The 18,169-nt window shown below is 63.8% G+C and carries 15 protein-coding genes; 11 read left to right on the forward strand and 4 right to left on the reverse strand.

Annotated elements, in window-relative coordinates:
• Window positions 1-38: 38 nt before the first annotated feature.
• The 7 genes from aroQ to polA all read left to right on the forward strand — a co-directional run bounded on the left by aroQ (window position 39) and on the right by polA (window position 8,306).
• Complete coding sequence (gene aroQ / locus ACN9MX_RS09175) at window positions 39-479, forward strand: type II 3-dehydroquinate dehydratase (protein WP_133653307.1); 441 nt, start codon at window positions 39-41, stop codon at window positions 477-479.
• Between the two features lie 84 nt (window positions 480-563).
• The gene (accB, locus tag ACN9MX_RS09180; RefSeq protein WP_426386730.1) at window positions 564-1,043 is read left to right on the forward strand and encodes an acetyl-CoA carboxylase biotin carboxyl carrier protein; all 480 of its coding nucleotides are present in this window, start codon (window positions 564-566) and stop codon (window positions 1,041-1,043) included.
• Between the two features lie 14 nt (window positions 1,044-1,057).
• Entirely contained in the window at window positions 1,058-2,410 is a 1,353-nt protein-coding gene (gene accC, locus ACN9MX_RS09185) for an acetyl-CoA carboxylase biotin carboxylase subunit (RefSeq protein ID WP_133653305.1), read from the forward strand.
• Window positions 2,411-2,423: 13 nt separating this feature from the next.
• The gene (arsC, locus tag ACN9MX_RS09190) at window positions 2,424-2,768 is read left to right on the forward strand and encodes an arsenate reductase (glutaredoxin) (RefSeq protein ID WP_426386731.1); all 345 of its coding nucleotides are present in this window, start codon (window positions 2,424-2,426) and stop codon (window positions 2,766-2,768) included.
• Window positions 2,769-3,060: 292 nt separating this feature from the next.
• Entirely contained in the window at window positions 3,061-3,789 is a 729-nt protein-coding gene (locus tag ACN9MX_RS09195) for an alpha/beta fold hydrolase (RefSeq protein ID WP_363738034.1), read from the forward strand.
• A 129-nt stretch (window positions 3,790-3,918) separates the two neighbouring features.
• A complete protein-coding gene (locus tag ACN9MX_RS09200) occupies window positions 3,919-5,139 on the forward strand; it encodes a cytochrome P450 (RefSeq protein WP_166666371.1) in 1,221 nt (406 codons plus the stop codon).
• Window positions 5,140-5,519: 380 nt separating this feature from the next.
• Window positions 5,520-8,306: a DNA polymerase I gene (polA, locus tag ACN9MX_RS09205; protein WP_426386732.1), complete on the forward strand. Its 2,787-nt coding sequence runs from the start codon at window positions 5,520-5,522 to the stop codon at window positions 8,304-8,306.
• Between the two features lie 142 nt (window positions 8,307-8,448).
• On the opposite strand, the gene ACN9MX_RS09210 is transcribed toward polA, so the two are convergent.
• The 3 genes from ACN9MX_RS09210 to ACN9MX_RS09220 all read right to left on the reverse strand — a co-directional run bounded on the left by ACN9MX_RS09210 (window position 8,449) and on the right by ACN9MX_RS09220 (window position 11,003).
• A complete protein-coding gene (locus tag ACN9MX_RS09210; RefSeq protein ID WP_426386733.1) occupies window positions 8,449-9,909 on the reverse strand; it encodes a mannose-1-phosphate guanylyltransferase/mannose-6-phosphate isomerase in 1,461 nt (486 codons plus the stop codon).
• Window positions 9,910-10,031: 122 nt separating this feature from the next.
• Entirely contained in the window at window positions 10,032-10,304 is a 273-nt protein-coding gene (locus ACN9MX_RS09215; protein ID WP_363738028.1) for a zf-TFIIB domain-containing protein, read from the reverse strand.
• A gap of 6 nt (window positions 10,305-10,310) precedes the next feature.
• The gene (locus ACN9MX_RS09220; RefSeq protein WP_133653331.1) at window positions 10,311-11,003 is read right to left on the reverse strand and encodes a Bax inhibitor-1/YccA family protein; all 693 of its coding nucleotides are present in this window, start codon (window positions 11,001-11,003) and stop codon (window positions 10,311-10,313) included.
• Window positions 11,004-11,323: 320 nt separating this feature from the next.
• Here ACN9MX_RS09220 and cysS point away from each other — a divergent pair, with 320 nt between their 5' ends.
• From cysS to ACN9MX_RS09240, 4 genes are all read left to right on the forward strand, one after another.
• Window positions 11,324-12,859 carry a cysteine--tRNA ligase gene (cysS, locus tag ACN9MX_RS09225; protein WP_426386734.1) on the forward strand — a complete coding sequence of 512 codons (1,536 nt, stop codon included), beginning with the start codon at window positions 11,324-11,326 and terminating at the stop codon, window positions 12,857-12,859.
• A gap of 124 nt (window positions 12,860-12,983) precedes the next feature.
• Complete coding sequence (locus ACN9MX_RS09230) at window positions 12,984-13,301, forward strand: Rap1a/Tai family immunity protein (protein WP_363738024.1); 318 nt, start codon at window positions 12,984-12,986, stop codon at window positions 13,299-13,301.
• Between the two features lie 91 nt (window positions 13,302-13,392).
• The gene (locus tag ACN9MX_RS09235; protein ID WP_363832080.1) at window positions 13,393-14,763 is read left to right on the forward strand and encodes a class II 3-deoxy-7-phosphoheptulonate synthase; all 1,371 of its coding nucleotides are present in this window, start codon (window positions 13,393-13,395) and stop codon (window positions 14,761-14,763) included.
• A 163-nt stretch (window positions 14,764-14,926) separates the two neighbouring features.
• Window positions 14,927-15,676: a ParA family protein gene (locus ACN9MX_RS09240; RefSeq protein WP_426386735.1), complete on the forward strand. Its 750-nt coding sequence runs from the start codon at window positions 14,927-14,929 to the stop codon at window positions 15,674-15,676.
• 72 nt (window positions 15,677-15,748) lie between these two features.
• On the opposite strand, the gene ACN9MX_RS09245 is transcribed toward ACN9MX_RS09240, so the two are convergent.
• Window positions 15,749-18,049 carry a putative bifunctional diguanylate cyclase/phosphodiesterase gene (locus ACN9MX_RS09245; RefSeq protein WP_363832074.1) on the reverse strand — a complete coding sequence of 767 codons (2,301 nt, stop codon included), beginning with the start codon at window positions 18,047-18,049 and terminating at the stop codon, window positions 15,749-15,751.
• Between the last annotated feature and the right edge of the window lie 120 nt (window positions 18,050-18,169).

An 18,169-nucleotide genomic window follows, 5' to 3' on the forward strand; every position in this document is an offset into this window, starting at 1 on the left:
GGCGTCAACGCCCCACCCGCAACCTCAAGGGGACCGTCATGACCGAAACGCGCAAAATCTATGTCCTGAACGGTCCCAACATCAACATGCTCGGCACGCGGGAGCCGGAAATCTACGGCTATGACACGCTGGACGACATTGCCGAGCGAATGGAGGACGCCGCCAACCGCGCCCATGTGGAGATCGATTTCCGCCAGTCCAACCATGAAGGCCATCTCATCGACTGGTTGCAGGAGGCCCATGCGGAGGGCGCGCACGCCGTCATCCTCAACGCCGCCGGCCTTACCCACAGCTCCGTCGCGCTGCACGACGCGATCAAGGCCATCACCGTCCCGGTGATCGAGGTACATCTGTCCAACCCGCACCGGCGCGAGGAATTCCGCCATAAAAGCTATATCGGCATGGCGGCGAAGGGCACCATCGCGGGCTTTGGCGCCCTGTCCTACATGCTGGCGCTGGAGGCGGCGCTCGAACTGTAACTCGACGCACATAAGTTGCGCTCCGGCGCAAATGCGCATAGGCGCGGGCATCGGAACACGAAATTCACCGTCCAGGGAATGAAAATGAACGACAAGGCTGAAAAGGGCGCAATGCAGGTGGACGTTCAACTGGTGCGCGATCTCGCTGCGCTGCTCGATGACACCAACCTGACGGAAATCGAGGTGGAAGACGGCGACCGGAAGATCCGCGTCGCGCGCAAGGCAGGCGGCAACGCCGCACCCGCCTATATCGCCGCCCCGGCTCCGGTCGCGGCCGCTCCGGTCGCCGCGCCTGCCGTTGCTGCCGCTCCGGCGGAGGCGCCGGCCGCGACCAACGCCATCCGCTCGCCCATCGTCGGCACCGCCTATCTCGCCGCCGAACCGGGCGCCACGCCCTATGCGGCCGTCGGTTCCACCGTGAAGGCAGGCGACACCGTGCTGATCGTCGAGGCCATGAAGGTCATGAACGCTATCACCGCCCCCCAGGCGGGCACGGTCAAGGCCGTCCTGGTCGATAATGGCCAGCCGGTCGAATATGACCAGCCGCTGATCGTCATCGAATAAGGGCCGCTTCACACATGGCCATTGAAAAGCTGCTGATCGCGAACCGGGGCGAAATCGCGCTCCGCATCCACCGCGCCTGCCATGAAATGGGCATCAAGACGGTGGCCGTCCATTCGACCGCCGACGCCGACGCCATGCATGTGCGCCTTGCCGACGAGGCGATCTGCATCGGCCCGCCGGCCGCGAAGGACAGCTATCTCAACGTCGCCGCGATCATCTCCGCCGCCGAGATTTCCGGCGCGGACGCGATCCATCCGGGCTACGGCTTCCTGTCGGAAAACGCCCAGTTCGCGGAGATCGTGGAGGCGCATAACATCGCCTTTGTCGGGCCGAAGCCGGAACATATCCGCATCATGGGCGACAAGGTGGAGGCAAAGCGCACCGCCGGCGCGCTCGGCCTGCCGCTGGTCCCCGGTTCCGACGGCGCGATCACCAGCGTCGAGGAAGCAAAGGAGGTGGCCGCGAAGATCGGCTACCCCGTCCTCATCAAGGCGGCATCGGGCGGCGGCGGGCGCGGCATGAAGGTCGTGCCCTCCGAAGACCAGCTCGAAACGCTGATGAAGCAGGCAGGCAGCGAGGCGAAGGCCGCCTTCGGCGACGACACCGTCTATATGGAAAAATATCTGGGCAATCCCCGGCATATCGAATTCCAGGTGTTCGGCGACGGCAACGGCAACGCCATCCATCTGGGCGAGCGCGACTGCTCGCTCCAGCGCCGCCACCAGAAGGTGCTGGAGGAGGCGCCCTCCCCCGTCCTTTCCGCCGCCGAGCGCAACCGCATGGGCGAAGTCGTGCGCAAGGCGATGGCCGACATGGCCTATCGCGGCGCCGGCACGATCGAGTTCCTCTGGGAAGACGGCGAATTCTACTTCATCGAGATGAACACCCGCCTTCAGGTGGAGCATCCGGTGACGGAGATGATCACCGGCGTCGACCTGGTGCGCGAACAGATCCGCGTGGCGGAGGGCAAGCCGCTCTCGGTCGAGCAGAAGGATCTGGTCTTTACCGGCCATGCCATCGAATGCCGCATCAATGCGGAGGATCCCAGGACATTCGCCCCCTCTCCGGGCACCGTCACCAGCTATCATGTTCCCGGCGGCATGCACGTCCGCGTCGATAGCGGCCTCTATCAGGGCTACAGGGTGCCGCCTTATTATGACAGCATGATCGGCAAGCTGATCGTCTATGGCCGCACCCGCGAGGGCTGCATCATGCGGCTGAAGCGCGCGCTGGAGGAATATGTGATCGAGGGGATGAAGACCACGATCCCGCTCCACCAGAAGCTGCTGACCGATCCCGATTTCCTCAACGGCGACTATACCATCAAGTGGCTGGAAGAATGGCTGGCAAGGGACGAGGCGCAGTGAAGGCCATGGCGGCATGAGGGCGACCATCTGGCACAATCCGCGCTGCTCCAAGTCGCGGGCGGCGCTCGCGATCCTGGAGGAGGCGCCGGACGTCGATGTGGAGGTCGTCGAATATCTCAAGACCCCGCCCAGCCGCGTCGAAATCGAGACCGTGCTGAAAAGGGCGGGCGTCCGCCCTTCCGAAGCGGTCCGCAAGGGCGAAGGCGTCGTCAAGGAAATCGGCCTTGATGTGCAGGACGACAAGGCCGTGCTGGACGCGATGGCCGCGCACCCGATCCTGATCGAGCGCGCCATCGTCATCACGGACAAGGGCGTCGTCATCGCCCGCCCTCCCGAACGGGTCCATGAGATTCTCTAGAGCGGGTTCGATCTGATTGAATCAGATCGCCGCTCTGGATTCCTTGTTTTTCGCGATTTCTTGATCAGCGATCGGTTCCGATCGCTTGGAAATCGCTCCAGGACGCCGCTCCTGTCCACATATGCGATGACCGCCGCTGGACATTGCGGGCTGCGACCTGTCGCCTCTATTGGAAGCATCGTTCGGAAAGGGTCGGAACCGGCCCCTTCCGAAATGGTGCGACAACAAGAACCTGCGCCGATTTCCGGACGATTGGTGCCGGGCACTGGTCAGGCAATCGGAGGATGGCAGAATGGCGCGCTACATATTGATCCATGGCGCCTGGCATGGCGGCTGGTGCTGGGAAGAGATCGCGCCACGGCTGCAAGCGCTCGGACATGATGTTCGCGCGCCCGACCTACCGGGCATGGGCGCCGACGCGCCATCGGGCCACGTCGCCACGCTCGAGGAATGGGCGATGTTCGTGGCGGGCATGGCCCGGGCCGCGGACGAACCGGCCATCCTCGTCGGCCACAGCCGGGGCGGCATCGTCGTCAGCCGGGCGGCAGAACTGGCGCCCGACGCGGTTTCCCACATCGTTTACCTGGCGGCGGTGATGGCCCTGCCGGGGCAAAGCATGGCGGAGATCTTCGACAACAGCACGGAAGCGCGCACGCCCCATGTCGCGGGCTCCATCAGCATGGCGCAGGACGGCCGCACCAGCCTCTGGCATGACCAGGATACGGCCTTGCGCGCCTTCTACGGCATGACGTCCGAAGCCCAGGCGGCGGCGGCATTCGCGCGCCTGACGCCCGAACCCACCTCCATGCGCGACGCGCCCATCCATCTGACGGCGGCACGCTACGGCACGGTGCCGCGTACCTATATTCATTGCGAACGGGATGAATCGGTCCTGCCCGGACTGCAACGCGCGATGGTGACGGCGCAGCCCTGCGCGACCGCATCCCTCGACACCGATCATTCGCCCTTCTATTCCGCCCCCGACGATCTCACCGCCCTGCTCGACCGCGTGGGCCGCTGACAGCCTGTCCCTTGCGACGCAGCCGCCATCCCGCGCGGCGCGTCGCATCGGCCATGTGATTTGACGATGCGCCGGATTTACGATCCTGCGCCGCCTTTCTAGCTCTTCGTCCAAATGATGGAGACACCCATGGCAACGCAGCCTGCACAGGTCAGTGACATTCCGCCTCATGTGCCAGCGGAACTGGTGGCGGATTTCGACGCCTACCACCCGATCCTGGCCGATGAAGATTATCAGACGGCATTCAGCCGGCTCAACGATGCGGCCATACCGGATATATTCTGGTCCCCCTATAATGGCGGCCATTGGGTGCTGAAGCGCCGCGACCACATCATGGAAGCCTTTGCCGATCCGGAACGCTTCACCTCGCGCAACGGCGTCTCGGTAGATTCGCGCTTTCAGGCCAATATGGGCCTGCGTCCCCGGCTGATCCCGATCGAGGAAGATCCGCCGCGCCAGCAGGTCTATCGCAAGCTGTTCGCCTCGGCCTTCACCGCTGTCCGCGTGAAGGACCTGGAAAAGGACGCCCGGTCGCTGGCGATCGAACTGATCGATGAGATAGCACCCAGGGGCCGCTGCGAATTCGTGACGGAATTTGCCCAGCATCTGCCCATCCGCATCTTCATGCGGATGCTCGGCCTGCCGGAGGAGGACAGGCTGCGCCTCCTGCCGCTCGCCGCCAAGCAGGTGCAGGCCAGCGCCGACAAGGGCGCGGCCATGGCGGAACTGGCGCAATATATCGGCCAGCGTGTCGCCGAACGCCGCGCCGCGCCGGGCAGCGACCTGATCAGCCACATCGCGACGGCGCAGGTCGAAGGCGACCTGATCAGGATCGAGGATGCCGTCGGCGTCTGCCTGCTCCTGCTGATCGGCGGATTGGACACGGTGGCGACGATGATGAGCCAGATCATGTGGTTCCTCGCCCAGCGGCCGGAACATCGCCATGCGCTTCTGGCCGATGAGAATCTCCTGCCGAACGCGATCGAGGAATTCCTGCGCCGCTTCTCGCTCACCAACCCGGCCCGGTCGGCCGCCAGGGACATGGATTTCCACGGCGTGGCGATGCGGGCGGGGGACATGGTGATGCTGTCCACCCCCACCGGCGCGGTCGACACGACCATTTACGCCGACCCTCTTACGGTGGACTTCGCGCGGAAATCACCCACCAAGGCGACCTTCGGCGCGGGGCCGCATGTCTGCCCCGGCTCCATGCTGGCCCGCGCGGAAATCAAGGTCATGCTGCAGGAATGGCTGAAACGCATCCCTGACTTCGGCCTTGACCCCGAAGCACGGCCGAAGATCACGACGGGCGTCAACATCACCGTCGATAGCCTGCCACTCAGCTGGTAGCAGATAGTTCGACCTCGCCCCATGGCGTGACCGGAAAGCTACAGAGCGGCCGAAAAACGTCCTATTTCTCCAACAAGGGCCGCTTTTGGCTGTCCTACAGCAGGCGGGCGGGCCTATCCCGCCCGCTCTTTGAAACATCGTGAAAAATCATGGCCTGCCGCCCACGCGCGCGCGGGCATGCGCGCGCATATGGTGTGAACTTCGGCAAAAAATGACGTAAATCCGCCCTCTCCGCCGGCCTGCCCGCTTCGGCCGGCATCCAATTTCCTTTGGATCAACAAACCGGACGCCCGCTCGCCGGGCATGAGGGGGACGGCCGCACCGCCAACAACCAACAACGCCACTGGAGGCCCCCCGCATAACCCGCTATCCCCTCCCCCATGCCTCAGAATCATCTCTATCTGGTCGACGGCAGCGGCTATATCTTCCGCGCCTATCACCAGCTTCCGCCCCTTACCAACAAGCATGGCCAGCCCGTCGGCGCGGTCTATGGCTACACCACCATGCTCTGGAAACTGGCCGATGAACTGGGCAAGGCCGAAGGGCCGACCCATCTTGCCGTGGTGCTGGACAAGGGCAGCCACACCTTCCGCAACGACATGTATGACGCCTACAAGGCGAACCGTCCCCCGGCGCCGGAGGATCTGGTCCCCCAGTTCCCGATGATCCGCGACGCCACCCGCGCCTTCTCCCTGCCCTGCATAGAGGAAGCCGGCTTCGAGGCCGACGACATCATCGCCAGCTACACGAAGGCCGCCGTCGCGGCAGGCTGGCACGTCACGATCGTCAGCTCCGACAAGGATCTGATGCAGCTCATCCAACCCGGCGTCGACATGTACGACACGATGAAGAACGAGCGGCGCGGGGCGGAATATGTGATGACGAAATTCGGCGTCCGGCCCGATCAGCTGGGCGACGTCCTCGCCCTGATGGGCGACAGCGTCGACAATGTTCCCGGCATTCCGGGCATCGGCCCCAAGACCGCTGCCAAGCTGATCACCGAATATGGCGACCTGGAAGCCGCGCTGGAAGCCGCGCCGGGCATGAAGAAGTCGAAGATGCAGGAAAACCTGATCGAACATGCGGACATGGCCCGCCTGTCGCGCAGGCTGGTGGCGCTGCATGATGCCATGGACCTGCCCGAACCGCTCGACGACCTGACGCTCAAGGGCATTCCGCTCGAACCGCTGCAGGCCTTCCTCGAACATCATGGCTTCAAATCGCTGCTCGCCCGCGCCGGCGCCCCCGCCGCGGCCGTGGCGGTCGCGACCGCAGCCGCCGCCGTCACCGAACACGCCACCCCCTCCGCCCCGGTGCTGGAGGAAGAACCGCCCATCGACCGCAGCCTCTATGAAACGGTGGTGACGGAAGACGCGCTCGACCGCTGGATCGCCGCCGCCCGGGCCGAGGGGCTGGTCGCCGTCGATACGGAGACGGACATGCTCGACTGCGTGTCCTGCGCGCTGGTGGGCGTCAGCCTCGCCGTCGGTCCCAACGCCGCCTGCTACATTCCGGTCGGCCATGGCGGCAAGGACATGTTCGCGGAGAAGCCCGAACAGCTTCCCAGGGATCTCGTCCTCGCCAGATTGAAACCGCTGCTGGAGGACGACAGCGTCCTCAAGATCGGCCAGAACCTCAAATATGACATCACCGTCCTGCGCCGCCACGGGATAGAGATCGCCCCCTATGACGACACCATCGTCATGAGCTTCGACCTCGATGCGGGGCAGAGCCTGGCAGGCCACGGCATGGACGAGGCGGCGAAGGTTCACCTGGGGCACACATGCATCAGCTTCAAGGACGTCTGCGGCACCGGCAAGAGCCAGATCAGCTTCGCCGAAGTCCCGCTCGACAAGGCGACTGAATATGCGGCGGAGGATGCCGACGTCACGCTTCGCCTGTGGAGGCTGTTCAAGAGCCGCGTCGCGAACGAAGGCGCCAGTCGCGTCTACGAACTGGTGGACCGCCCGCTCGTCGCGGTGATCGCGAAGATGGAGCATGAAGGGATCAAGGTCGACCGCGAGGCCCTTTCCCGTCTCTCAACGGAATTCACCGCCGAGATCGCAAAGCTGGAAGGCGAGATCCATGGCCTCGCGGGCCAGCCCTTCGCCATCGGATCGACCCAGCAACTGGGCGCGATCCTGTTCGACAAGATGGGCTACAAGGGCGGGAAGAAGGGCAAGTCCGGCGCCTATTCGACTGACGTCACCATATTGGAGCAGCTCAAGGCCCAGGGCGCGGAAATAGCGGGCAGGATCCTCGACTGGCGGCAGCTTTCCAAGCTCAAGTCCACCTATACCGACGCGCTCCAGGCGCAGATCAACAAGGACACCAGCCGCGTCCACACCAGTTACAGCCTGTCCGGCGCGCAGACCGGCCGCCTGTCATCGACCGACCCCAATCTCCAGAACATCCCGATCCGCACCGAAGTCGGCCGGCAAATCCGCCACGCCTTCGTCGCAGAGCCGGGCAATGTCATTCTGGCGGCCGACTACAGCCAGATCGAGCTGCGTCTTGCGGCCCATATGGCGGACGTGCCCGCGCTGAAGGAGGCGTTCGCGAACGGCGAGGACATCCATGCCGCCACCGCGCAGCAACTCTTCGGAGAGGTCAATCGCGACACGCGCGGCCGGGCCAAGACCATCAACTTCGCGATCCTGTACGGCATCAGCCGCTGGGGCCTCGCCGGACGGCTGGAGATCAGCGCCGACGAGGCGCAGGACATGATCAGCCGCTATTATGAACGCTTCCCCGGCATCAGCCTCTACATCACCGACACGATCGAAAAGGCGCGCTCCAAAGGCTATACGGAGACGCTGTTCGGCCGGAAGACATGGTTCCCCCGCATCAAGGCATCCATCCAGCACGAGCGCCAGGGCGCCGAACGCGCCGCGATCAATGCGCCTATCCAGGGCACCAGCGCCGACATCATCAAGCGCGCCATGGCCCGCATGGGACCGGCGCTCGCGGCCCAAGGGCTGCACCAAGTCAAGATGCTGCTGCAGGTTCACGACGAACTGGTCTTCGAACTGCCCGAAAGCGACGTGGAGCAGGCGAGCGCCATTATCCGGCGCGTGATGGAGACTGCTGCCGAACCAATCGTGAAGCTCAGCGTGCCGCTGGGGGTGGAAATCGGCCATGGCCCAAGCTGGGGCGCAGCGCATTAAAGCTTCCCTGTGAGAGGAAACGCTCCAGTCTTTTGATGCCGCATTTCCCGAGCCGTTGGCCGTAAACGGTCAACTTGAAAAATACTCCGAAGTCCCTTTCCCGACCCGTCGTCCCAGCGCAAGCCGGGATGACGGGTGAACTTCACTTTCGCGCGTATCGATCCTCGTACCGCACGATGTCATCCTCCCCGAAATAGGTGCCGGTCTGCACCTCGATGAAGACCACGGGTATCTTGCCCGGATTCTCCACTCGATGCCTCGCGCCCGAAGGGACATAAAGCGACTGGTTTTCCGTCAGCAGCGTCACGTCGTCGTCCACCGTGACCTTGGCGGTTCCTTCGACGACGATCCAATGTTCCGACCGATGGAAATGGCTCTGCAGGCTCAACGACTGCCCTGGCTGCACCACGATCCGCTTCACCTGGAAACGATCGCCGGCCAGCAGACCTTCCACCCAGCCCCAGGGCCGGTGATCCTTGGGAAAGCGCTCTGCCTGCGCTGCGCCCTTTTGCTTCAGCGCCTCGACGGCCAGCTTCACATCCTGCGCGCGCGCCTTGTCCGCGATCAGCACCGCGTCGTTCATCGCCACCGCAATGATGTTGCTGAGCCCGATGCCGACCAGTTCCATGCCCTCGCTGTCCGACCGCAACAGCGTATCGCTGCAATCAATAGCCGTCGCGCCGCCGCTTAGCGTCACGCCGACCGCATCCGGGCCGGCATGGCTCCACACCGCGTCCCAGCCACCCAGGTCCGACCATGCCGATCCATAGGGCACGACCGACAGATTGTCGGCCCGTTCCATGATGGCATAGTCGATGGAAATATCCGGCGCGCCGTCCCACGCCTCCGCCGCCAGCCGCAGGAAGCCCAGATCGCCCTCCGCGGCCTCGACCGCCGGCCGCACCGCAGCCAGCACGTCAGGCGCATGCACCTCGAAGGCGGCGATCAGATCCTTCGCCGCGAACAGGAAAATCCCCGCATTCCAGAGATGATCGCCGCTCGCCAACATCTCGGCCGCCCGCAGCGCGTCCGGCTTTTCGACAAAGCGCGCCAACTTGATCGGTTCACCCGATCCATCCGGCCGGGCGACAACCTGCAGATAGCCATAGCCCGTTTCCGGCCGCGTCGGCTGAATGCCGAAAGTCACCAGATCACCGGCACGCGCCGCCGCCAGCCCCTGACTCACCGCCGCGCGGAAGGCCTCTGCGTCGGGTACCACATGGTCGGAGGGTGCGACCAGCATCACCGCCTCCGGATCGCCCGCCATCAGGTGCAGCGCGGCCGCCAATATGGCGGGCGCCGTGTTGCGCACCGAAGGCTCGATCATGATGGCCCGCGGATCGGCGCCCTCCTGCGCCAGTTGCTCCGCAACGATGAAGCGGAAGGCCGCGTTGGTCAGAACGACGGGGCGGCCAAAGGAGAAACCCTTCCCTTCCCCCGAAAGTCGCCGCACGACAGAGCGGAACAACGTCTCCTCGCCCAGCAAAGGCACGAACTGCTTGGGATAGGATTTGCGCGAAAGCGGCCAAAGCCGCGTCCCTGATCCACCGGCCAATATGACTGGCGTAACCTGCTGAAATTCCTTTTCGTCAATACGCGGCATGCAACTCACTCGAACAAGGCGATCCGTCGTGATGGGACCGTATCCGACCTCTTAGCGGCATTCCATGAAAGCACCTATGGCGCAGCCCCAAAAAAAACGGTCCGCAACCAGGGCCGCTTCTGTCAGTCGAAAAGCTCTTCCAGAAAGCTCTTCTTCCGCTTTTTCTGATAATATCGGCCATCGTCCTGGCGGCCCCGGTCCGGGCGGTAGCTTGCCGGCGGAGCCGGGATGCCGCCTGACGAACGCTCGATGATCTTGTCCAGTTCACCCCGGTCCAGCCAGACGCCGCGACATTGAGGGCAATAATCGATCTCCACCCCCTGCCGGTCCGTCATGGAGAGCCCCACATGACAGACCGGGCAGAGCATGGCCGACACAGCGGCCTGGTCCCGCATTGGCTGTTACTCCCGCTCGCCGGTCAGGCTGAGCAGCATCTGGAACAGGTTGACGAAGTTCAGGTAGAGCGACAACGCACCCATCACCTGCATCTTCTGCGCCACTTCATGGCCAGCGTAATAGAAATATTCCGACTTGATGCGCTGAACGTCCCAGGCGGTCAGACCCGTGAAAACCACCACGCCGATGATCGAGATCACCATCGCCATGGCCGAGGAGCCGATGAATATGTTGATCAGGCTCGCGACCAATATGCCGATCAGGCCCATGATCAGGAACGATCCGAATTTGGACAGGTCGCGCCCAGTGGTATAGCCCCACAGCGCCATCGCCAGGAACATCACCGCGGCGGAGAAGAAGGCCTGCGCGATCGATCCGCCGGTAAAGACCAGGAAGATGCTGGCGAGCGACACGCCCATCACCGCCGAAAAGGCGTAGAAGGCCATGCGCGCGCCTGTGGTCGTCATCTTTTCGATGCGGAAACTGAAGAAGAACACGAAGGCCAGCGGCGCGAAGATCGCCACCCATTTGAGCGGCGTGCCGAAGATCGCGGCGGCCAGCGCCGGCGTATTGCCGATGAAAGCGGCGACCAGCCCGGTGATGACCAGGCCTAGGCCCATGTTGCGGAAAACGCCCAGCATGTGCGCGCGCAGCCCGGCATCGGTCTGCGCCGTCTGGCTCGCACCATAGCCCGGCATAGGAACGCGATTGTTCACGGCGTTATCACTCCATCCAAAAAACCAGTCTTGACGGATCGAGTGGCCCGGCGCGGTCTTCGTGCAACGTCAGAGGGGGGCAAACGCACACGAACCTGCACCGAGCACACTCGATGCGGTCCGACATCGCGGTTGGATGTCACATCATCCAACCACCAGAGGGGCCCGGCCCGCATCAGCAATATCGGTGGGCAAACGCGCCAATGCAAGGGATGGCGCGGAGGGAGGCTCTGCCAGCAACAATTTATTACAAATGCCAAGGCCAGTTGACGCCTTGGCCCGATCGCCGCATGGCTGCGCGCATGAGCGACCAGTTCACCCCCGCCCAGCAGCATGCCGACGCGTCCCTGCGCCTGTTCAACAGCCTGACGCGCAGCGTGGAACCCTTCGCCCCGATCGAGCCGAACCACGCCCGCGTCTACAGCTGCGGCCCGACGGTCTATAACTATGCCCATCTCGGCAACCTGCGCGCCTATATCTTCACCGACACGCTGCGCCGCACGCTGCAGTGGAAGGGGCTCACCGTCACCCATGTCATCAACATCACCGATGTCGGCCATCTGACGTCGGATGCGGATGCCGGCGACGACAAGATGGAGGCCGCGGCCCGTGCCCAGGCCAAGAGCATCTGGGACATAGCGGCCCATTATACCCAGGCGTTCAAGCAGAACATCGCCGATCTCAACATCATCCCTCCCAGCGAATGGACGGTCGCCACCGACTATGTCCCGCAGATGATAGCCTTTGCGGAGAAGATCGCCCCGGCCCATTGCTACGAACTGGAAACGGGCCTCTATTTCGACATCAGCACCGTGCCCGATTATGGCGCGCTGGCCGGGGGCCGGGACGACGCGGCGCATGCCCGGATCGATCCGGTCGCAGGAAAGCGCAACCCCAGCGACTTTGCCATCTGGCGCAAGTCGCCACCCGACGAGCAGCGCCAGATGGAATGGGATTCACCCTGGGGCAGGGGCGCGCCGGGCTGGCACCTGGAATGTTCGGTCATGAGCGAAGCCCGGCTTGGCCATCCGTTCGATATCCACACCGGCGGTATCGACCATCGCGAAATCCATCATCCCAATGAAATCGCGCAGAACCAGGCATTCCGCAGCTGCTGCGGCGAAGCGGACGCGGCGACCGCAGGCTTCACCGGTGCGAAATGGTGGATGCACAACAATTTCCTGGTGGATCGACAGGGAAAGATGAGCAAGTCGAAGGGCGGCTTCACCACCCTCTTCTCGCTGATCGACGCGGGCGTCCATCCGCTCGCCTATCGCCTTCTTTGCCTGGGCGCGCATTATCGCAGCGAACTGGAATTCAGCGCGGACAATGTCGGCGCCGCGCTCACCCGCCTGAAACGCCTTGTCATGGGCGTGGAAAATCTGAAGGCGCGGGCCGAGGGCGTGACATGGCAGTCGCTGCGGCTCGACTGGCTGCGCGCCAATCTGCATCCCAGGCTCGCGCCTTTGCTCGAACAGTTCGACGCGGCGATCAGCGATGACCTGATGACGCCCCGCGCACTGCCGCTGCTGGAGGAAACCATCGCCATGAAGAAGGTGCCGGTGGACGAAAAGCTCTGCCTTATCGCGGCTTTCGATCAGGCGCTGGGCCTCAACCTGCTGACCATCGGGCGCGCCGACCTGCGGATCCGGCCCCGGGATGCGGCGATCATGCCCGAAGAGATCGAGGCCGAACTGGATCGCCGCCAGCAGGCTCGCGCCGAAAAGGAGTTCGCGTTGTCGGACGGGATACGCGACGCCCTGATAGAGCGGGGGGTGGAGGTCATGGACGGCGATCCGCTGCGCTGGGACTGGCGCCTGACACTCGAGGCGGCTTAAGGTTCCAACCACTGAGGCAGAGCGTGCCGCGGATCAGCCCGCCCGTTTGTACTTATGTCAGGCAAGCGGGCATATTCCGCCCATGCTAAAAGCCGCAACCGCAGCGTTCATGGGGATTGGCGCCATGGCGACAATGCCCCCCGTTGCCCCGGCGCAAAGCTATATGTTCGAGACGGGCACGACCCTGCTCGCCAAATGCCGCAACAAGGCGCCGGAATATGCGCTCGCCTGCACCGCCTATATTGTCGGTGCGGTGGACGGCATCAAGAAAGACGTGTTCATCGGCCGGGCTCAGCCCAATTGCTGGCCAGCCCAAATGGATGCACAGGAAGTGAAGCGTATCGTCCTGGCCTATCTCGCCCGCTACCCCGACCAACGCCAGGCGCCCGCCTCCGTCCTTGTCAGCGTGGCGCTCAACGAACATTATCCTTGCCAGAAATGACGCCCCCCGGCCCACAACTGCTATAAACTTGCGTTGGCCACTGGTTGCGCGTAGGTGCGGCCCCTATTTTACGATCTTTGGGAGACTCGACGTGGCGGCGAAGTGGACGCCGGAAAGCTGGCGCAGCCAAAAGGGCATTCAGATGCCCGTCTATCGTGATGCCCAGGCGCTTGGCGCCGTGGAGGCGCAGCTCAGCCAGTTTCCCCCGCTCGTCTTTGCCGGCGAAGCGCGCAGCCTGAAGGCCGAACTTGCCAAGGTGACCGCAGGCGAGGCGTTCCTGCTGCAGGGCGGCGACTGTGCGGAGAGCTTCGCGGAGTTCCACCCGAACAATATCCGCGACACCTTCCGCGTGCTGCTGCAAATGGCCGTGGTGCTGACCTTCGCGTCCAAGCTGCCGATCGTGAAGGTCGGCCGCATGGCGGGCCAGTTCGCCAAGCCGCGTTCCTCCGATACGGAGACGATCGGCGGCGTGGAACTGCCCAGCTATCGCGGCGACAATGTGAACGACATCGCCTTCACGGCGGAGGCGCGCGAACCCGACGCAGGGCGCATGATCCGCGCCTACAACCAGTCTGCGGCGACGCTAAACCTGCTGCGCGCCTTTTCGACCGGCGGCTATGCCAGCTTGGACCGGGTCCATGGCTGGATGCTGGATTTCATGGGTCGCAGCCCCTGGGCCGCGAAATTCGAGGCGATGGCCGACCAGATCGGCCAGGCGCTCGATTTCATGCGCGCCTGCGGCCTGTCGCCCGACACCGTGCCCCAGCTTGGCGGAACCAGCTTCTATACCAGCCACGAGGCGCTGCTGCTGCCCTATGAGCAGGCACTGACCCGGCAGGATTCACTGACCGGCGACTGGTACGACACCTCCGCCCATATGCTGTGGATCGGCGATCGCACCCGATTCGAAGGATCGGCGCATGTCGAATATCTGCGCGGCATAGGCAATCCGATCGGCATGAAATGCGGCCCCAGCCTGGAGCCGGATGCGCTGATCCGCCTGCTGGACGTGCTGAACCCGAGCCGGGAAGCCGGTCGCATCACGCTCATCACCCGCTATGGTCATGACAAGATCGAAGCCGGCCTGCCCAAACTGGTCCGCGCTGTCCTTCGCGAAGGTCATCCGGTGGTCTGGTCCTGCGATCCGATGCACGGCAATGTCATCAAGGCAGCCAACGGGTACAAGACGCGGCCGTTCGACCGCATTTTGGCGGAGGTGCGCGGTTTCTTTGCCGTTCACAGGGCGGAGGGCAGCTTCGGCGGCGGCATCCATGCCGAAATGACCGGACAGAATGTGACCGAATGCACCGGCGGCGCTATCGCCATCACGGACGAGGGGCTGGCCGACCGCTATCACACCCATTGCGACCCGCGCCTCAATGCCGCGCAGAGCCTGGAACTCGCATTCCTGCTCGCGGAAATGCTGAACGAGGAGCTGAAGGAACGCCGGGCGGCTGCCTGATCCTTCGCAACGAACCATCTTATCCCGCCGTACCTTTGCCGCGCGGCGGGATTTTTCATGCTGTCACCCCGATGTCGTCGGACATGACCTACCCTGTCACGACGCCGTAACATTGCCGTGATTCAGCCCTTGCTTTGGCGGTGCAGCAAGATAGCCTCCGCACATGGCAAAGGAACCGCAAGTGGCGACCATCGCCGTTTACAGCCTGAAGGGCGGAGTTGGGAAAACCACCTTCGCGATCAACCTCGCCTGGGCGTCGGCCAGCATCTCGAAGCGGCGAACGCTGCTCTGGGATCTCGATCCGCAAGCCGCGTCAAGCTGGCTGATCTCCACCGACAGCGAAAGCCGCGATGCCGCGCACGCGATCTTCAGCAAGGATGTGGAGGTTCGCAAGCTGATCCAGCGGTCCACCGTGCCGGGCCTGGACCTGATCGCCGCGGACACCTCGCTGCGCAGCCTCGACCATCTGTTCCGGGAGATGGACAAGAAGAAACGCCTCGCCAAGCTGATCGAGAGCCTGGGCAAGGATTATGACCGCATCATCCTGGATTGTCCGCCCGGCCTGACCGAAACCAGCGAGCAGGTGTTGCGGGCGGCCGACATGATCGTGATTCCCGTCATCCCCTCTCCCCTGGCCCAGCGGGCCATGGGAGAAGTCGCCCGCTATCTGGTGCAGCGCGGCGGCAGCCACCCGCCGATCATGCCGGTCTATTCCATGGTCGATCGCCGCCGCGCGCTGCACCGCGCTGCGCTGGAATCGCAACCCGGCTGGCCGGCCATTCCCATGGCCAGCGCGGTTGAGCAAATGGCTGTTCGTCGCAAGCCGCTTGGCGCTTTTGCGAGTTCGTCCCCGCCCGCTCAGGCCTTTGCGGGACTTTGGACGATGATCGAGCGGCAGGTTCAGAAACGTTAGGAGGTTGAGAGCAGGTTCGCTTGTTTTCCGCGCTTTTAACCAGCAATCGGTTCCGATCGCTCGAAAATCGCTCTAGGCGCTGGCCCGTGCCTGACGTGCCGGAAAGAGCGCCGCCGCTTCGGCCGCCGGCATGGGCCGCCCGAAATAGAAGCCCTGAATCTTGTGGCAACCCAAACCGCGGACCATCGCCAGTTCGGCCTCGGTTTCGACACCCTCCGCGGTGGTCGCCATGTCCAGGCTTTCGGCCAGCGTGACCACCGCGCGCATGATCGCGAGACTCTCGGCCTTGTTGTTCGATGCGCCCACCACGAAGCTGCGATCGATCTTGATCGTATCGAACCGCGTTCGGCTGAGATAGCCGAGCGAGGAATAGCCTGTGCCGAAATCGTCGAGCGACAGTTGGACGCCCAACCCTCGCAATTGGTCCAGGATCTTGAGCGCCCCGGTATCAGCGTTGACGAACACGCTTTCAGTCACTTCCAGCTCCAGCCGCCGCGCCTCCAGGCCGCTTTGGGCAAGCGCCGACACCACGGCGCCGACAAAGCTGGGATGGGTAAGCTGCTGGGCCGAGACATTGACCGCGATCCGTATGTCCTCAGGCCAGCATGCCGCTTCCTTGCATGCGGTCCGCAGCACCCATTCGCCGATCGGTCCGATCAGCCGCGCCTCTTCCGCGACCGGAATGAACTTTGCCGGTGAGATCGGTCCCATGTCCGGGTGGGTCCAGCGCACCAGCGCCTCGAACCCGACGACACTCCCCTGCCGCGCTTCCACCACCGGCTGGAACAGCACATGCAGTTGATTCTTTTCCAGCGCATCCCGCAGCGCCAGTTCCAATTGGCGCCGCTCCTCCGCCTGGGCATGCAATTGCGGTTCATAGGGGCAATGCACGCCGCCCCCGTCGCCTTTCGCCCGATAAAGGGCAAGGTCCGCGCTCCGGATCAGCGCTTCTGATTCATGACCGTCCTGCGGCGACACCGCCGATCCGACAGACGCGCCCACGTAAAGCGTATGTTCGTCGACCTGATAGGGGGCGGAAAGGCCATTGATGATCCTGGCAGCCAGCTTTTCGACGTCCTGATTGTCTCCCAATTGCGTGATGACCACGGCAAATTCATCGCCGCCGATCCGCCCGCAAAATTCCGCGCCGGAACAAATATATCGCAACCGGCGCGCGACCTGGGTCAGCAGCTGGTCGCCGATCTGGTGACCCAAGGTGTCGTTCACCGCCTTGAACCGATCGAGGTCAATCATCAGGAAAGCGCAGCAGCCAGCACGCACCGGCCCCCGTGATGCCGCGCCGCTCATGCTTTGATCGAGCACGTCGCGCAGATGAGTCCGGTTCGGCAAGCCAGTCAGGGGATCGAACCTGGCGAGCTGCGCGATCCGATCCGCCGATTCCCGCTGCTCGGTAATGTCGGAGCCGACACCGCGAAAACCGAGAAAGGCACCGCCCTCGTCATAACGTGGGGAGGCGGACAGTTCCCACCATCGCACCGCGCCATCCTGCTCAACCGGCAGCACGATATTGCTGAAGCTTTCCCGCTGCATCAGATGGCCCGCCAGCGCATGCAGCTCGGTGGGGAACAGGCCGCTCTCCCACGCACTGCCTGCCAGCAATTGCACCAGCAACAACCCTTCCACCTCGGCCGGGGTACGGCCCAGCATTTCGGCGAGGCGCGGCGATACGTCGCTCAACCGCCGCGCCGGATCGGTCTGCCACAGCCAATCGGACGCGCCATGCTCATATTCGCGCAGCAGCAGGCTGACGACCTCGCTCTTTTCCTCCAACTGCACGCTGGCGCTATGCTGCCGGGCGAAAGTCCGCGCATAAAGAAAGCAGCCGACCAGAAGCGACAGGGCGTAGCTGGTGGCAAGGGCAAGCAGCGGCGTCTGATCCCGCGCATCGAAGAGAAAACAGAGGCCGACGATGCAGGGCAGCAGGAAGCCTGTCGCCGCCAGCGGAGTAGCCGCATAGCTGATCGCGCCACAAACCATGATGCAGCTGATCAGCGTCCAGTGCGCCACCAGCAGGGAAGCACCGTGCCCCGAGGAAAGCGTCATCATGCAGGTCGCCCAGATGAGGCCATGAAGCAGCCCGGTAAAGCCATGGAGCCGGAGATCGGCAACGCTTGCGGCCGCGCCATTCCGTCTGCGCCGCAAAAAGGCGCCGATGACCATGGAGAACAGCAAGGCGGCGCTCCACAGCATCAACCCCCGTACGGATCCATGATGGCCGAAAACCTGCCAGAGGAACAGCAGGCCAAAGACGTTCATTGCCTGCCGGAGAAGCGCAACATCATCGGCCGAGCGCAATTGTGCGGCGAGCACGCGCTCGGCGGCGTCGCCTGGCACAATGACGAGACCCATCATGGCTCGAAGCGATATCCGCTCCCGAGAAATCGGTTCAGAAGATGGCCCTTGCCCGCGTTTCACCCGGCCGGATTAGCAGCAAGCAGTTAGCAATCCGTAACAGCGGCGCATGAGGGGCAA

Origin of the sequence: Sphingobium sp. R-21 (genome assembly GCF_049913335.1) — a bacterium.
In the GTDB taxonomy this organism is placed as follows: domain Bacteria; phylum Pseudomonadota; class Alphaproteobacteria; order Sphingomonadales; family Sphingomonadaceae; genus Sphingobium.

Excerpts from the sequence above, each read along its gene's own strand:
- ACN9MX_RS09230 (WP_363738024.1), top strand. The coding sequence starts at position 12,984 with ATGGCGACAATGCCCCCCGTTGCCCCGGCGCAAAGCTATATGTTCGAG.
- polA (WP_426386732.1), top strand. The coding sequence starts at position 5,520 with ATGCCTCAGAATCATCTCTATCTGGTCGACGGCAGCGGCTATATCTTC.
- ACN9MX_RS09220 (WP_133653331.1), bottom strand. The coding sequence starts at position 11,003 with ATGCCGGGCTATGGTGCGAGCCAGACGGCGCAGACCGATGCCGGGCTG.
- accC (WP_133653305.1), top strand. The coding sequence starts at position 1,058 with ATGGCCATTGAAAAGCTGCTGATCGCGAACCGGGGCGAAATCGCGCTC.
- arsC (WP_426386731.1), top strand. The coding sequence starts at position 2,424 with ATGAGGGCGACCATCTGGCACAATCCGCGCTGCTCCAAGTCGCGGGCG.
- aroQ (WP_133653307.1), top strand. The coding sequence starts at position 39 with ATGACCGAAACGCGCAAAATCTATGTCCTGAACGGTCCCAACATCAAC.
- ACN9MX_RS09245 (WP_363832074.1), bottom strand. The coding sequence starts at position 18,049 with ATGATGGGTCTCGTCATTGTGCCAGGCGACGCCGCCGAGCGCGTGCTC.
- cysS (WP_426386734.1), top strand. The coding sequence starts at position 11,324 with ATGAGCGACCAGTTCACCCCCGCCCAGCAGCATGCCGACGCGTCCCTG.
- ACN9MX_RS09215 (WP_363738028.1), bottom strand. The coding sequence starts at position 10,304 with ATGCGGGACCAGGCCGCTGTGTCGGCCATGCTCTGCCCGGTCTGTCAT.
- accB (WP_426386730.1), top strand. The coding sequence starts at position 564 with ATGAACGACAAGGCTGAAAAGGGCGCAATGCAGGTGGACGTTCAACTG.
- ACN9MX_RS09240 (WP_426386735.1), top strand. The coding sequence starts at position 14,927 with ATGGCAAAGGAACCGCAAGTGGCGACCATCGCCGTTTACAGCCTGAAG.
- ACN9MX_RS09210 (WP_426386733.1), bottom strand. The coding sequence starts at position 9,909 with ATGCCGCGTATTGACGAAAAGGAATTTCAGCAGGTTACGCCAGTCATA.
- ACN9MX_RS09195 (WP_363738034.1), top strand. The coding sequence starts at position 3,061 with ATGGCGCGCTACATATTGATCCATGGCGCCTGGCATGGCGGCTGGTGC.
- ACN9MX_RS09200 (WP_166666371.1), top strand. The coding sequence starts at position 3,919 with ATGGCAACGCAGCCTGCACAGGTCAGTGACATTCCGCCTCATGTGCCA.